Source organism: Amycolatopsis sp. NPDC104587 (genome assembly GCF_055583645.1).
On record NZ_JBVJNO010000005.1, the window covers coordinates 583,103 to 597,260 of the forward strand.

The window sequence follows — 14,158 nt, forward strand, 5'->3', positions numbered from 1 at the left end:
CGGACCTCGCAAGTTCTCAAGGAGCGGACGATCAGACGACGGACGCGGGCCGGTAGACGCTGACCTTCGCCAGCCCGCTGATGCGGGCGTCGAGGAGCCCGTGGTTGTAGAGGCGGCCGCCGTCCCCGGCGACCCCGATGACCGGCTGGCGGTCGGAGAACAGCAGCGGCTCCACGACCACGACGTCACCGCTGTGCACGCCGCCGGGGACGTCGGAGAACGCGCGCGCGGTGCCGGCGTAGACCTCGATCAGCCCGACCCGCGCCTGGTTGCCGGCGTCCCCGGCGAGCCAGTCGTTGAAGTCGGCGACCCCGTGGAAACGGGCGTCGGTGATCGGGTGGTCGCCGAGCCTGCCGAAGCTCGCGTCGCCGAGGTAGCGCAGCACGTTGCCGACCGAGGACGGCTCGCCGTGGGCGCCCGCGCTGTCGTTGATGGCCACGGTGGCCAGCTCGGACGCGTGCGAGCTCCCCCAGATCGACGACGCGGGGGGCGTCGACCCGCTCCCCGTGCCCCCGCCGTACCCGGCGGCGGCGTCCTGGTCGGCCGCCTGGTAGGCGTCGGCACTGGCCTTGACGAGCCCGTTGACCTGCTGCAGCAGCTGCAGCAGCGTGCGGACGGCGGTCACCTGGCTGGAGTGCAGCGCGGCGTTGGCGGCCGCGACCGCCGTGCCGAAGCCGGCGAACGACGTCGGCTGCACGATGAGCCGTTCGAGGTCGGCCACGGCGTTGATGCCGTGGGCGATGATGCCGCCGACGTTGCCCACGGCGGAGCGCATCGCCTCGGGCTCAGCCCGGTACTCGCCGGCCATGGCTCTCCTTCCGCGGGTGGCTGCTCGGCAGAGCGTAAGTTCGCGCCAGGAAGCGGGCGGACGGCAAAAGTACCCACCGCGAGCGGGCGGTGAGTGGCCAAAATACCGGTCAGAGCATCCCCGAGTCCGGAGCATGTCCCGATGAGCCTGTCGCCCGAACGACCGAGCGAGATCGTGCTGCAGTCCCCGCCGATGCTCCCGAAGAGCTCGTCCGGCGGGATGATGCAGCTGATGATGTTCCTGCCGATGATGCTCGGCATGGGCGCGATGTCGTTCGTCTACATCGGACGCGACGGCGGCGTGATGACCTACATCTTCGGCGCGCTGTTCATCTGCGCCATGGGCGGCATGGTCGTGATGTCGCTGGGCCGCGGCGGCATGGCGAAGAAGGCGCAGATCAACGACGAGCGCCGCGACTACCAGCGGTACCTTTCCGGGCTGCGGGCCCAGGTCCGGGACATCGCCGACGGCCAGCGCGCGGCCATGGTCGCCGTCCAGCCCGACCCCGCGGACCTGTGGGCCTACGTCGAAACCGGGAAGCTGTGGGACCGCCGGCGCACCGACGCGCAGTTCGCGCAGGTGCGCGCGGGGTCCGGGCCGCAGCGGCTGGCGACCCCGCTGAAGGCGCCGCAGACCGTGCCCCTGGAGGACCTGGACCCGGTGTCCTCCACCAGCCTCAAGCACTTCATCCGCACCTACTCGACGGTCGACGGCCTGCCGGTGGCGTTGTCGCTGCGCTCGTTCGCCGCGGTCACCGTGGCCGGCCGGCGCCCGGCCGTGCTCGGCCTGGTGCGGGCGCTGGTGTGCCAGCTCGTCACGTTCCACTCCCCCGGCGACCTGCGTGTCGCGCTGTGCGTGCCGCCCGACCGGCAGCACGACTGGGAGTGGGCGAAGTGGCTGCCGCACGCGACCGCGGCCGGCGCCACGGACGCCGTCGGCTCGCGGCGGCTGGCGGCCGACTCGGCGGCGGGGCTGGCCGAGCTGCTCGGCCCGGACCTCGGCGAACGCCCCGCGTTCAGCCGCCGCGCCGCGGCCGAGCTGGACCTCCCGCACCTGGTGGTCGTCGTCGACGGCGGCAACGCGCACGGCGAACCGCGGCTGATCGGCGAGGACGGGCGGCTCGGCGTCACGGTGATCGAGATCGGGCAGGAGCACCCGCGGACGTACTCGACCGAGCGGCTGCTGAGCCTGCAGACGTCGGCCGACTCCCTCGGGATGGTCGTCGGCGACGCCAGTGAGCAGCGCCTCGGGTTCCTCGGCCGCCCGGACGTGCTCGACCGCGGCGCCGCCGAAGCGCTGGCCCGGATGCTGACGCCGTTGCACACGCCGGCCGCGATCGTCGGCGAGAAGCCGATGTCGGCGACCTTCGGCCTGTCCGGGCTGCTCGGCATCGGCGACCCGCGCGACACCGACACGACCGTGACGTGGGCGCCGCGCGCGGCCCGCGACCGGCTGCGGATCCCGCTCGGCATCAACCCGGAGGGCCGGCCGGTGGAGCTGGACCTCAAGGAGTCGGCCGAAGGCGGGATGGGCCCGCACGGCCTGGTCATCGGCGCGACCGGGTCCGGCAAGTCCGAGCTGCTGCGGACGCTGGTGACCGCGCTGGCCGTGATGCACTCGTCGGAGACGCTGAACCTGGCGCTGATCGACTTCAAGGGCGGCGCGACCTTCGCCGGCATGACGGACCTGCCGCACACCTGCGCCGTGATCACGAACCTGTCCGACGACCTCGCGCTCGTCGACCGCATGGCGGACGCGCTCAACGGCGAGCTGCTGCGGCGGCAGGAGCTGCTGCACGCGGCCGGGAACTACGCGTCGGTGCGGGACTACGAGAAGGCGCGCGCGGACGGCGTCGCGCTCGAGCCGCTGCCCTCGCTGCTGGTGATCATCGACGAGTTCAGCGAGCTGCTGTCGGCGCGGCCGGAGTTCATCGACCTGTTCGTCGCGATCGGCCGGCTGGGACGCTCGCTCGGCATCCACCTCCTCCTGGCGTCGCAACGGCTCGAGGAAGGACGGCTGCGCGGGCTGGACTCCCACCTGTCGTACCGGATCGGCCTACGGACGTTCTCCGCGTCGGAAAGCCGGACCGTGCTGGGGGTCGCCGACGCCTACCACCTGCCGCCGGTGCCGGGGTCGGCGTACCTGAAGTCCGACACCGACACGCTGATCCGCCTCAAGGCCGCCTACGTCTCGGGTGAGCTGCCGCCGCGCAGCACGGTCGTGCGCGAGGACGGGCAGGAGCTCGGTGTGCTGCCGTTCTCCCTGGCCCCGGTGGAGATCCCGGTGACGACCGAGATCTCGGACGCCCCTGTCGCGCCCGACGGCACCGGCGAGACGATCATCCACGCGATGCTGTCCCGGCTGGAGGGCCGCGGGCCGTCCGCGCACCAGATCTGGCTGCCGCCGCTGAACGAGCCGCCGACCCTGGACCAGCTCCTGCCGCCGCTGGGCGAGGACGCCGCACGCGGCCTGTGCCCGCTCGGCTGGGGCGGCAACGGCAAGCTGACCGTGCCGGTCGCCCTGGTGGACAAGCCGTTCGAGCAGCGCCGCGACATGCTGTGGGCCGACTTCTCCGGCGCGGGCGGGCACGCGCTGATCGTCGGCGCCCCGCAGACCGGCAAGTCGACGCTGATGAAGGACATCGCGGGCATGCTCGCGCTGACCCACACCCCGGCCGAGGTGCAGTTCTTCGTGCTGGACATGGGTGGTGGCGCGCTGGCGCCGATCGCCGGCCTGCCGCACACGTCCGGCTACGCGACCCGCCGTGACGCGCAGCGCTGCCGCCGGGTCGTCGCCGAGCTGACGACGTTGCTCGAACAGCGTGAGGAGTTCTTCTCCGCCAACGGGATCGAGTCGGTGACGACGTTCCGCCAGCGCCGCGCGGAGTTCACCGAGAGCACCGACGGCCGCGAGTTCGGCGACGTCTTCCTGTTCGTGGACAACTGGACCACGATCCGGCAGGAGTACGAGCAGCTGGAGGAGCAGATCACCGGGCTGGCCGCGCGCGGGCTCGGGTTCGGCATCCACGTGATCGTCTCGCTCAACCAGTGGATCGGCGTCCGCGCGCAGCTGCGTGACGCCATCGGCACGCGCTTCGAGCTGCGGCTCGGCGACCCGATGGACTCCTCCATCGACCGCAAGGTCGCGGTGAACGTCCCGGCCGACCGGCCCGGGCGCGGCATCACCGCGGAGAAGCTCCACTTCCTGGCGGCGCTGCCGCGCATCGACGGTGACCAGCGCCCCGAGACGATCGGCGCCGGCGGTGTCGACCTGACGCGCCGGATCTCCGACGCGTGGAAGGGCCCGCGCGCGCCGAAGGTGCGGCTGCTGCCGCCGGAGGTCCCGCTGGACACGCTGCCCGCGGCCCCGTCCCGGCAGGTCACCCTGGGCATCGCGGAGTCGACGTTGCGCCCGGTGTGCCTGGACTTCGCGGCGGACCCGCACTTCGTGGCCTTCGGCGACGTCGAGTCGGGGAAGTCTTCGCTGCTGCGGGCGATCGCTCGCGGCATCACCTCGGCGTACACGCCGGAGGAGGCGGCGATCATCGTCGCGGACTACCGCCGCGGCCTGCTCGGCGCGGTCTCCGAAGACCACCTGCTGGGCTACGCGGGCGCGGAAGGCAAGCTGACCGACCTGATCACCGAGTGCGCCACGGCGATGCGCAACCGCCTGCCGGGCCCGTCGGTGACGCCGGAGCAGCTGCGCAACCGCTCGTGGTGGCGCGGCCCGGAGCTGTTCGTGCTGGTGGACGACTACGAGCTGGTGGCCACGGTCGGGCGCAACCCGCTGCAGCCGCTGCTGGAGTTCCTGCCGCAGGCGCGTGACATCGGCCTGCACGTGATCATCGTCCGCGGTTCCGGCGGCGCGGGGCGCGCGCTGTTCGAGCCGGTGCTGCAGCGGCTGCGGGAGCTGGGTTCGCCGGGGTTGATCATGTCGGGCACGAAGGACGAGGGGGCGTTGCTGGCGGACGTCAAGCCGTCCCCGCAGCCGCCGGGCCGCGGAACGCTGGTGTCGCGGCGGCACGGGACCGGGCTGGTCCAGGTGGCGTGGACCAAACCGGCGGAGTCCTGAGGGGTCAGCCCCGCACGAGGTCCCTCAGCCTGGCGACGAACCCCTGCGCGGCGGCGCTGTCCGGGAACGCGGCCGCCACGGTCGGCAGCAGCGGGCCGAGGATCAGGTCGAGCACTTCCTGCCGCCGATCGGGCGCGAGGGCGCCGAGGTCGAACGTGCGGAAGCCGTGCACCGAAACGGCACGCAGCTCCTCGGCCAGCTCCCGGTCGGTGACCGCGGCCGCGAGGTAGTCGACGACCCAGTAGTAGACGCCGCTGGAGGCGGACCACAGCCGTCCGTCCGGCAGCACGAGGTTCCCGGACACGGCTCAGCGCACGGGCGCGGTCAGCTCGGCCGCGAAGTGGTAGTAGCAGACCGCGCGGTGCTTGCCCTCGGCCCACCACTGCGATGTCGGCGTCACGACCTGGACGCGGACCTCGGGGACCGGCCGGGCGTCGGCCTGGCAGCGGGCCAGCGTGCGCTGGTAGACCTCGACGATGTCGGGCATCGGGCCGTCGCCGAGCGGGAGCACCTCGAACGCCTCCGCGGTGTGCCGCTCGGTGCAGGAGGCCCGCAGCACGTCGACGCCGCCCGAAGCCGCCGGGGACCAGAAGCAGTCGCCGGCCGCGAGGTCGCTGCCGTGGGCCATGCCCTCGGGCAGCCGCTCACCGGACGCCTGCGCGGCGCGTTGCTGCCACCACGTCGTCCCGGTCGAGATCTGGTAGGTGAGCACACCCATCCACCCGGCGAAGGCGACCAGCCCGCAGATCACCAGGGCGCGCCCGCGCTGCCGGTGCTTGCGGATCCGCACGAGCGCGACGACACCGAAGACCGGCGCGAGCAGCCCGCCGAGCAGCCCCGACACGAGCGTCGCGACGGCGTAACGGCTGATCGGCTGACGGCGCAGCTCGGTGCGCATCAGCTCGTCGAAGAGCACAGGGTCGTGCTCGGGTGCGGCCATGGTTCCCCCGGGATGAAGTCAGCGGGCAGCGTATACCCGCCGCGGTGCTTCGGGCTCAAGCGCGAGCCTGAACGTCGACATCGTGGCCGAGCTCACTGTCGTAGTACGTGACTCGCCAGCCGGGGCCGACTTGCGCGTGCACCTCTTCCGCCAGGTGGCGGCCCCGGGCCACGAAGTCCCGCTCCTCTGCTTCGGACGGAAAACCGGAGGCTGCCGGGTCGTCACGGTTCAAGGTCGCGGTGTACTCGTCCGCCCAGCGGTTCAGCTCTCCCACCAGGGCCGGGCTCAGCCCCAGCTCGGGATCCGCGGGATCGAGGTTCTCCATTCTCGGCGGAGCGAACGCCCACAACGCCCAGCAGTCGTAGTCCGCCAGCACCCTGAGTGTCTTCTCCACTGTCACCACCCCATCCTCGCCGAAGGCTTCGCGGAGGTGCCGCATGTCCGCGAGGTCGTGCGGCCGCGGTTCATACCCCTGATGGAAGAAGACCTGCTGCGCCACGGACACGCACGGCACCTCAGCGCCGTCGATCCGCCCGGTGACAAAACAGTCCGCGGGATAGGGGAAAGTCGCGCCGTTGGCGTCGGCTTTCTGCGTGGCGGAACCGTCGTGCTCAAAGACGAGCGGGTGCAGGTCCAGCTCGGTGCCGCCGTCGGAGAGGACGAACCGGACCGGGCGCAGGTCGAGGGTTTCGCGGTAGCCCAGCGCGCCGAGCCGTGCCAGCACGTCGGGCTCTTCCTCGAGGCGGTGCAGCAGGTCAGGTCGCGGTGTTCGCGCGTCTGACGGCCCAGCAGGGCGTCGACACCCCAGCCGCCGGCCAGCCACACCCGGGCCGGGGCCAGTGCCGCGAGCACCCGCCGGACCGTGCGGGCGTCCATCACTTCCCGGCGCGCAGGTCCGTGATCACCTTGGCGACCCGGCGCTGCCGCGTCTCCTCGGTCTTCGCCTGGCCGATCGGCAGCACGAACCGCTGTTTCCCGCTGTAGGACAGGCTTTCGAACCGGGCCTGGGCGGCCGGGTCGGCGGCCAGCGCGACCGCCAGGTCCGGCGGGATCTCCAGCTCGCGCGGCGCGGTGTCGAGGACGATCGCCACGTCGACGTCGTCACCCGCGGAGACCCCGGCCTTCTCGCGGTTCTCCGCGCTCAAGGGGACGAGGTACTGCCCGCCGCGGCTCGCGACCGTCGTGCGGTAGCTGTGGCCGCCGAGCGTCACCGTGACGGCGGGCTTCTTGCCGGCCCCGAGCGCCTCGACGACGTCGTCGGGCACCGGCAGGCCGGTCGCCGTCTTGCCGCCGAGCAGGACCGTCGTGCGGAACTCCATGGGGCGAGTATGCCCCGTGCCGGCCTCCCGGGCGGTGAGGCCGGCACGGGACGCGCGTCAGACGCCCGCGGTCGTGCGGATCCAGCTGCGGCTCGACGCGACACTCGCGTAGTTCTGCGTGCCCTGCGGGTTCGAACCGGAGTTGCTGCCGGTCGAGCAGACGCCGACCTGGACGCCGCCCGAGAGCTGCGGGCCGCCCGAGTCGCCGTGCCACGCCGAGCCGTTGACACCCTGGCTGGCGATGGCCGTGCCGCCGAACGCGTCCGTGCTGGTGCCGGTGACGCGGACGTCGGCGGTCTTGAGGGTGCTCGACGGCGGGCTGGTGCCCTGCGTGCGGCCCCAGCCGTAGATCTGGTTGGTGGACCCGGCCGGCGGGTTGCCGGTGCCGAGCTTCATGTAGGTCGTGTTCACCGCCGTGGTCAGGTGCAGCAGCGCGATGTCGCCGTTGGGCGAGGCCTTCTGCTGGTCGACGGCGGCGTTCGTACCCTGCTGGAGGGCCACGTTGCCGACCTTGACGTGCATGCCCGGCGAGTTCAGGCAGTGCTGGGCGGTGAGCACCCACTGCGGGGCGATGATCGTCCCGGAGCACTCGAACCCGCCGTAGGTGGTGACGTTGTTCCAGTAGATCTGGGCGCCCCACGGAGCGGAGGAGACGGTGCTCCCGCCGATGATGTCCTCCTGGGCGTCCGCAACCCCCACCGAGACCATGCTCAGTACCGCGGCGGCGGCGCCGACCGCGGTGACAGCCCTCGACATTCGCATGAAAATGCCCTTCGGCCAGGTGATCCGGATGTCCGTCCCGAATTCGGGCGACGAGCCCAAAGTAGGTTCGTGAGAGGTTTGTCGGAACCTACCGAAGTCGGTAACTTGCCGACCGTCACCGGCGGTACCTCTAGTCCGGCAGGGACGCCCGCAGCGCCGCCTTGTCCGGCTTCCCCGACGGCGCGACCGGAACCGACGCCACCACGGCGAACCGCGCGGGCACCGCGGCCTCCCCCAGCTCGGCCGCCACGCCCTTGCGGACCTCGTCGAGGTCCGGCGAGCGCCCCGGCGCCGGGACGACGAACGCGACCGCGGCCTCGCCGGTCCGCGCGTCCGGCACCGCCACGACGTAGGCCTGGTCGACGTCCGGGTGCGCCGCGATCGCCCGCTCGATCGGGCCGGTGTAGTGGATGATCGCGTTGACGATCACCACGTCCCGCGCCCGTCCGGACAGGTGCAGGTACCCCGCGTCGTCGAGGTGCCCGAGATCCTGGGTGCGCACCCAGCCGCCGTCGAGCACCTCGGCCGTCGTCACCTCGTCGCGCCAGTAGCCCGCGAAGGCCGACGGCGTCCGCACCCAGATCTCGCCTTCGGCCCCCGCCGGCAGCGGCGAGCCCGAATCGTCGCGAACCTCGATCTCGACCGTGTCGCAGGCCTTCCCGACGGAACCGGGCCCCTCGGCCGCGCCGGAGATCGTCAGCATCCCGGTCTCGGTCTGGCCGTAGGCGTGGTGCATCGCCGGCCCGACCAGCTCGGCCGCCTCGGCCAGCTTGTGCGGCGGCACCGGCGAGCCGGCCACGATCAGCGTCCGCAGGTCGCTCAGGTCGACGTCCTCGGCGCGCAGCACGTCCAGGACCTGGTGCAGCCGCGGGACGGTCATCAGCGCCGCGCTCACCCGCAGCCGCGGCAGCACCCACGGGAAGTCCGGCAGCTCTTCGGGGATCACCGCGGTGCCGCCGGCGAACAGGCACAGGGCCAGCTGTTCGAGCATCACCGCGCTGGTGAGCGTGCCGAACAGCAGGAACCGGCCGAACCCCGCGCCGAGCCGCTCGTGCGCCGAGCCGGGCACCGGGGCCTGCCAGACGCGGCCTTCGGTCAGGGCGCGGTAGCTGAAGGCGACGCCCTTGGGGACGCCGGTGCTGCCGCTGGTGAACACGACCGTCGCGGTGTCGTCCGGCCGCCCGCACGGCTCCGGTTCTTCGTACGCCGCGAGCAGCTCCGGCCCGATCCGCAGGATCACCGCCCCGGCGACGGTGCCGAGCAGCTCCGGCGACTCGGAAGCCTCGTCGACGACCAGCGCCCGGACGTCCCCGACGACGTGCCGCAGCTGCGGCACCGGCAGGCCCGGCCGCACCCCGACGACCCGGCAGCCGAGCACCTGCGCGGCGATGATCGCGGCGAACCCCTCGGCGGTGACGGCGGTGGCGATCCCGACGCCGTCCCCCGGCGACAGCCCGGCCGCCCGCAGGCCCGCGGTGAACCGGCCGACCAGCTCCCGCAGCTCGCGGCGCGACGTGACGCGCGAGCCGTGTTCGAACGCGGGAGCGTCGGGGGCGCGCCCCAGCTCGTCCAGCAGAGCCTGCGGGTGGACCATCTCGACCGCCTTTCGCCCGGGGCTCCCGGTCTACCGGGCGGATCTCAGAATTTCGGCAGAGGTGTGTCGGCCGGGGTGCGATCATCAACCGGCAGCGACCCGGCGGCGCGACCTGGCCGGTGCGTGAACAGCGGCTTTCCGTTGTCCGCCAGGGCATGCCCCGGGCCGGAACCGCGACCGCGGACACTGCCGCGCGCCCCCGTCCGGCGGCCTGGTGTCCTCTGTGGGTATAAAAGCCGTCACCGCGACCGGCAGTTGTGCCGTTTGACCACACCGTCCTTCTTTCTAGCGTGACTTTCACACCGCGCGGACCACCGCGCCAGGGGAACTCGCTTGAGGAAGGGAGGTGGCCCGTCGATGTCCAGTCCGGGATTCCAGGCAGATTCCGCTGCCATGACGCGCGCCGTCCAGGGTTTCGAGGAAACCGCGACGAACGCCAAGTCCACGATGGCCAGCTTGGAGTCCGAGCTGACCGAGGCGCTCCGCAACTACAAGGGTGACCAGGCCGTCGCGTTCTGGGACCTGCAGCGCCGGCTCCAGGAGAAGATGACGGTCGCGGTGAAGGAGCTCGACACCATGTCGCAGCTCGTCCACACCAGCCACCAGAACTACGGCCGCGGCGACGCCGACGTCCACCAGAGCTTCCAGGGGGTCGGCAACACCCTCGAGGGCTCGGGCGTGATCCCCCGCCTCAACCCCTGACCCGAGAGGACGCCCACCATGGCCGACGTCGTCGAAATCAACTTCGCCGCGCTGCAGCACAGCTCGGCTTCCCTGGCCGCCAAGGCCAAGGCGCTCACCTCGCAGCTGGAGCAGCTGCACCAGAACCTCCAGCCCATCACCGCGACCTGGTACGCCTCCGGCAGCTCCGCCGGTGACGCCGCTCGCCAGTCGGAGACCCGGCTGCGCCAGGCCACCGCGGACATCGTCGCCATCATCGCGCAGTTCGGCGGCAAGGTCGGCGAGGCCCACGACCTCCAGCAGAGCCTGGAGAACCGCAACCAGGGGCTGTTCGCGGGCTGATCCGCGCCCAGACGTCGGTCGGCCGGTGCGGGAAACCCCCCGCTCGCACCGGCCGACCGGCTTGCCTTCTTCACGTGCGACGAGAGAGCCGGGACCCGATGCACGACCAGTCGTACTACGTCCACCTGGAATCGCTGAAGGACTTCGTGCGGGAGCTGGAGACCCAGATCCACGCGATGGCCAAACCGAACGACTTCCTGCTCACGCTCGGCGAAGAGCCGCTGCTGTTCGGCGAGTTCGGCGAGGCCGGGTCGCTGGCCGACGCCCACCGCGCCGCCGTCGCGGAGATGCAGGGCCTGCTCGACCAGGTCCGCAGCGCGATCGGGTTCGCCCAGGACGTCACCACCACGGTCGCCGACGGATACCAGAACGCCGACCAGACGGTGGCCGGGGACCTGCACAGCTCGGGTGCGGTCACCGGGCTGCTCGACCCCGTGCTCGGCCTGCTGGGCCTCGGTGACTCGAACGGGAGCCGCAAGGGATGACGAACACCGCGCACACCAACTTCGCCGCGTACAGCCACCAGCAGCTCTACGCGATGCTGCAGGCGGGCGACCCGAACAGCGCGCGGCACGCCGCCGACAAGTGGAAGTCCGCCGCGCTGCACCTGCACGAGCAGGCCCACAACCTCAACTCCGAGCTCACCGAGTTCAAGGGCGAGTGGACCGGCGGCGCGGCCGACCAGTACCAGCACATGATCGTCGACCTGGCGAACGGCATCTCCAAGGTGGCGCAGACCGCCGAGGCGATGAACGTGATGCTCGACGACGCCGCCGACGCACTGGTCAAGGCCAAGAAGGAGATGCCGCCGCCGGTTTCGGTGCCGGACGTCTCCCCCGCCGACGTCGCGCTCGCGGTGAACCCGCCGCTGCTGCCGCCGGACGCCTCGCCCGCCGTCGTCCAGGCCGCCGCGCAGCAGCGGCAGCAGGCCATCTCGAACGTCGAGGCGCAGCAGTCCGCGGCCAACGCCGCCGGGTCCGCGCACGGCAAGGCGATCGTCGTGATGACCCAGCTGGCCGGCGACTACACCACCGCCGAGGACTCGATCCCGGCGTCCCCCAACGCCGTGCAGACGCCGACCGGCCCGCCCGCCGGCGGTGGCGCCGGCACCGTGGGCTCGCCCGGCCTGGTCGGCAACGGCGTCACCGATCCCGGCGTCGTCGTCACCCCGGCCGACGGGCACCCGCTGCCCGGCGGCGGTACGACGCAGCAGCCGGGGACGACCGTGCCGACGTCCAACCCGCTCTTCGGCGACATGTTCACCGCCGGGCTCGCCGCGGCCTCGGCCGCCGCGTTCGGGCGGTTCGGCTCGATCATGCCGAAGGTGCCGTCGTGGGCCAGCGGCAAGGATCCCAAGGACGGCAAGGAAGAAGCCCCCGGCACGAAGCTCGGTGGCGGCGCGGGTGTCGAAGGCGGCGCCGGCGGCGGCATCCCGATCGGCGGGGGTGACGCGCCGTCGATCGGCGGCGGCGTTCCCGGCGGGACCGGGATCGGCGGGGGCGGCGACGGCCCCGCGGCGCACTCCGGCCTGGCCGGCGACGGCGGCGCGGGCAACGCGCTGTCCGGGCTCGCCGGCGGCGCGGCGGGGGCCGTGGGCGCGGCGGCCGCCAAGGGCGCGATGCCGATGATGCCCATGATGCCGATGGGCATGGGCGGCGGCGGGGACATGGGGTCCGGGCGCCGGATCCCGGCCTGGCTGGTGGAGACGGAGAACGTCTGGGGCCAGTCGGCCCCGGTCGCGCCGCCGGTGATCGGCGAAGAGCCGGAAGCGTACTGAGCAACTTCTGACCATGGAGGCGGGCCGTGACGGCTGCTGGATACCGCGTCGCCCCGGCCCGCCTCGACACCGTGGCGGGCGAGTTCGGCACGAGAGCGGACGCACTCGCTTCGGCGCAGTCGGCGGTGGCGGGTGAGAAGGTGCCGGCGGCCGCGTTCGGCAAGGTCGACGCGTCGGCCGCCGCCGCGAAGACGTTCGAGAAGACCATGACGGAGCTGGGATCGAAGCTCTCTTCCGAGGTCTCCCGGCTGCGGACGCTCCAAAGTGGACTGACGTCGTCCGCCGCCGGGTACCGCCGGGCCGATGCCCAGGTGGCGGCGATGTACCGCTCGCTGCTCCCCGAGGATCCGTTGCCGCCGGCCGGAAACCCCGCGGGGATCGGCGGCGCGGCCGACACCGGCGCGTGGGGCCAGGCGATCGCGGCCAACCGCACGAAGGTCTCCGACGCGCTGACGGCCGAGCGTTCCCGGCTGGCTTCGTTGACCGACGCCGACGAGATCAAACGCTCCCAGGCGCGGATTTCGCTGTACGAAGACATTCTCGCGAACAACCGGCAGATCCTGAAGTTCGACCCGGCGGGCAACGGCCGGATCGCCGAGCTCGTCGGGCACGTCGAACCGGGGACGCGCAACGTCGGCCTGTTCGTCCCCGGCGTCAACACGCAGATGTCCAACTTCGACTCCTACGCCGGCCTCGGGCGCAGCCTGGTGGCCGCGGACCCGACCGGGCGCACCGCGATGGTCGTCTGGGCCGACGGGGTGTTCCCGCAGAACCCGGTGGTGCAGGGGCCGTCCGCGAGCTACGCGGAGGCGATGGCGCCCGACCTCAAGCACTTCACCGACGACCTGCGCGGCGAGATCGGGAGCCACGCCGGCTCCGACGTCACGCTGACCGCGATCGGGCACAGCTACGGCGGCGCGACGGTCGGGCTGGCCGAGACGCAGGGCCTCGACGTCGACCGAGTCCTGCACGTCGAGTCGGCGGGCATGGGCCACGGCGTGTGGTCGCCGGCGGACCTGCCGGCGAGCCAGGCGGGCGTCCAGCGGTTCTCGATGACGGCGCCGCTCGACCCGATCGAGATCGCGCAGGGCAACGCGTGGGGTCTCGAGTGGACCGGCATCGGCCACGGCGCGGACCCGGACACCTTCCCCGGCGTCACCGAGCTGGAGACGGGCCGCTCCGCGTCCGGGGACCAGCTGTGGGGGCTCTCGTCGCACAGTGACGTGCTCAAGCCGGGTTCGGAGTCCTGGACGAACATGTACCGCGTCATCACCTCCGGGCCGACCACGCCCAACGGCTCCTTCCAGCCGGATGGCATCCTGGAGCACGGCGTCGAGTTCCTCAACGACGGAGGCGTGCTGCGGTGACTTCTTCGGACCTGGACCGCTTGGCGGCCGAGCTGACGGACGTGATCAACAGCGTCGCGGCGGTGTTCGGCCCTTCGGCGGACCCCACGGTGAACGGCGAGCTGGACTGCGACCCCACTCAGCCCGGCAACCTGCTCTGCTGGCAGTACGGCGTCCGGCTCGACCACCCCGGCGAGCCGGAACGCCGTCTCACCGAGGTCGTCCTCCCGACGTTGGAGCAGCGCGGCTGGCAGGCCCACGACCGCAGCACCCCACGTGAGCTGATCGCCCGGTTCAGCCGGGAAGGCGCGGACTTCACGGTGCACGTCGCCCGGGCGAGCCACGCGGTGGCGATCATCGGCTCCACCCGCCCCGTCCCCGCCTGACCCCTCCCTCCCGCGAGATACCCCTCCAGTCACGCGTGATGCCCCTCCAATCACGCGAGATCGCTCCCCAATCACGCGAGTTCCGCGCCCAATCACGCGAGTTCCGCCTCCAGTCACGCGAATCCCGCGTCT

At 72.4% G+C, this 14,158-nt stretch carries 13 protein-coding genes and 1 pseudogene; 7 read left to right on the forward strand and 7 right to left on the reverse strand.

Translation table 11 applies throughout. The features are described from left to right. Nucleotides 1-31: 31 nt before the first annotated feature. Entirely contained in the window at nucleotides 32-808 is a 777-nt protein-coding gene (locus tag ACZ61C_RS18255; protein WP_465308074.1) for a WXG100 family type VII secretion target, read from the reverse strand. A gap of 141 nt (nucleotides 809-949) precedes the next feature. Here ACZ61C_RS18255 and eccCa point away from each other — a divergent pair, with 141 nt between their 5' ends. Next, nucleotides 950-4,879: a type VII secretion protein EccCa gene (eccCa, locus tag ACZ61C_RS18260; RefSeq protein WP_465308076.1), complete on the forward strand. Its 3,930-nt coding sequence runs from the start codon at nucleotides 950-952 to the stop codon at nucleotides 4,877-4,879. Nucleotides 4,880-4,883: 4 nt separating this feature from the next. On the opposite strand, the gene ACZ61C_RS18265 is transcribed toward eccCa, so the two are convergent. The 6 genes and pseudogenes from ACZ61C_RS18265 to ACZ61C_RS18290 all read right to left on the reverse strand — a co-directional run bounded on the left by ACZ61C_RS18265 (nucleotide 4,884) and on the right by ACZ61C_RS18290 (nucleotide 9,494). Beyond that, complete coding sequence (locus ACZ61C_RS18265) at nucleotides 4,884-5,183, reverse strand: hypothetical protein (RefSeq protein ID WP_465308078.1); 300 nt, start codon at nucleotides 5,181-5,183, stop codon at nucleotides 4,884-4,886. 3 nt (nucleotides 5,184-5,186) lie between these two features. Continuing rightward, the gene (locus ACZ61C_RS18270; protein WP_465308080.1) at nucleotides 5,187-5,819 is read right to left on the reverse strand and encodes a DUF4190 domain-containing protein; all 633 of its coding nucleotides are present in this window, start codon (nucleotides 5,817-5,819) and stop codon (nucleotides 5,187-5,189) included. A 55-nt stretch (nucleotides 5,820-5,874) separates the two neighbouring features. Continuing rightward, nucleotides 5,875-6,695: pseudogene (locus ACZ61C_RS18275) on the reverse strand (nucleotidyltransferase domain-containing protein). Beyond that, a complete protein-coding gene (locus tag ACZ61C_RS18280; RefSeq protein WP_465308082.1) occupies nucleotides 6,695-7,138 on the reverse strand; it encodes a YdeI/OmpD-associated family protein in 444 nt (147 codons plus the stop codon). Before ACZ61C_RS18280 ends, ACZ61C_RS18275 begins: the two are co-directional and overlap by 1 nt. A gap of 57 nt (nucleotides 7,139-7,195) precedes the next feature. Continuing rightward, nucleotides 7,196-7,900 carry a S1 family peptidase gene (locus ACZ61C_RS18285; protein ID WP_465308084.1) on the reverse strand — a complete coding sequence of 235 codons (705 nt, stop codon included), beginning with the start codon at nucleotides 7,898-7,900 and terminating at the stop codon, nucleotides 7,196-7,198. 130 nt (nucleotides 7,901-8,030) lie between these two features. After that, complete coding sequence (locus ACZ61C_RS18290; protein WP_465308086.1) at nucleotides 8,031-9,494, reverse strand: class I adenylate-forming enzyme family protein; 1,464 nt, start codon at nucleotides 9,492-9,494, stop codon at nucleotides 8,031-8,033. Between the two features lie 357 nt (nucleotides 9,495-9,851). Between ACZ61C_RS18290 and ACZ61C_RS18295 the strand changes: the two genes are divergently transcribed. The 6 genes from ACZ61C_RS18295 to ACZ61C_RS18320 all read left to right on the forward strand — a co-directional run bounded on the left by ACZ61C_RS18295 (nucleotide 9,852) and on the right by ACZ61C_RS18320 (nucleotide 14,026). After that, nucleotides 9,852-10,196, forward strand: a complete 345-nt coding sequence (locus ACZ61C_RS18295) for a WXG100 family type VII secretion target (protein ID WP_155541946.1) — start codon at nucleotides 9,852-9,854, stop codon at nucleotides 10,194-10,196. Nucleotides 10,197-10,214: 18 nt separating this feature from the next. Continuing rightward, nucleotides 10,215-10,517, forward strand: a complete 303-nt coding sequence (locus tag ACZ61C_RS18300; protein WP_020644701.1) for a hypothetical protein — start codon at nucleotides 10,215-10,217, stop codon at nucleotides 10,515-10,517. A gap of 98 nt (nucleotides 10,518-10,615) precedes the next feature. Continuing rightward, complete coding sequence (locus ACZ61C_RS18305) at nucleotides 10,616-11,002, forward strand: hypothetical protein (RefSeq protein WP_465308288.1); 387 nt, start codon at nucleotides 10,616-10,618, stop codon at nucleotides 11,000-11,002. Then, nucleotides 10,999-12,294: a WXG100 family type VII secretion target gene (locus ACZ61C_RS18310; RefSeq protein WP_465308089.1), complete on the forward strand. Its 1,296-nt coding sequence runs from the start codon at nucleotides 10,999-11,001 to the stop codon at nucleotides 12,292-12,294. Before ACZ61C_RS18305 ends, ACZ61C_RS18310 begins: the two co-directional genes overlap by 4 nt. Nucleotides 12,295-12,320: 26 nt before the next feature. Beyond that, the gene (locus ACZ61C_RS18315; protein ID WP_465308091.1) at nucleotides 12,321-13,661 is read left to right on the forward strand and encodes an alpha/beta hydrolase; all 1,341 of its coding nucleotides are present in this window, start codon (nucleotides 12,321-12,323) and stop codon (nucleotides 13,659-13,661) included. Next, nucleotides 13,658-14,026, forward strand: a complete 369-nt coding sequence (locus ACZ61C_RS18320; protein ID WP_465308093.1) for a hypothetical protein — start codon at nucleotides 13,658-13,660, stop codon at nucleotides 14,024-14,026. Before ACZ61C_RS18315 ends, ACZ61C_RS18320 begins: the two co-directional genes overlap by 4 nt. The last annotated feature ends 132 nt before the right edge of the window (nucleotides 14,027-14,158 follow it).

Bases quoted from the DNA above. Each gene is read 5' to 3' on its own strand.
- ACZ61C_RS18255 (WP_465308074.1), bottom strand. From the start codon at position 808: ATGGCCGGCGAGTACCGGGCTGAGCCCGAGGCGATGCGCTCCGCCGTG.
- ACZ61C_RS18295 (WP_155541946.1), top strand. From the start codon at position 9,852: ATGTCCAGTCCGGGATTCCAGGCAGATTCCGCTGCCATGACGCGCGCC.
- ACZ61C_RS18310 (WP_465308089.1), top strand. From the start codon at position 10,999: ATGACGAACACCGCGCACACCAACTTCGCCGCGTACAGCCACCAGCAG.
- ACZ61C_RS18290 (WP_465308086.1), bottom strand. From the start codon at position 9,494: ATGGTCCACCCGCAGGCTCTGCTGGACGAGCTGGGGCGCGCCCCCGAC.
- ACZ61C_RS18270 (WP_465308080.1), bottom strand. From the start codon at position 5,819: ATGGCCGCACCCGAGCACGACCCTGTGCTCTTCGACGAGCTGATGCGC.
- ACZ61C_RS18300 (WP_020644701.1), top strand. From the start codon at position 10,215: ATGGCCGACGTCGTCGAAATCAACTTCGCCGCGCTGCAGCACAGCTCG.
- ACZ61C_RS18285 (WP_465308084.1), bottom strand. From the start codon at position 7,900: ATGCGAATGTCGAGGGCTGTCACCGCGGTCGGCGCCGCCGCCGCGGTA.
- ACZ61C_RS18280 (WP_465308082.1), bottom strand. From the start codon at position 7,138: ATGGAGTTCCGCACGACGGTCCTGCTCGGCGGCAAGACGGCGACCGGC.
- ACZ61C_RS18305 (WP_465308288.1), top strand. From the start codon at position 10,616: ATGCACGACCAGTCGTACTACGTCCACCTGGAATCGCTGAAGGACTTC.
- eccCa (WP_465308076.1), top strand. From the start codon at position 950: ATGAGCCTGTCGCCCGAACGACCGAGCGAGATCGTGCTGCAGTCCCCG.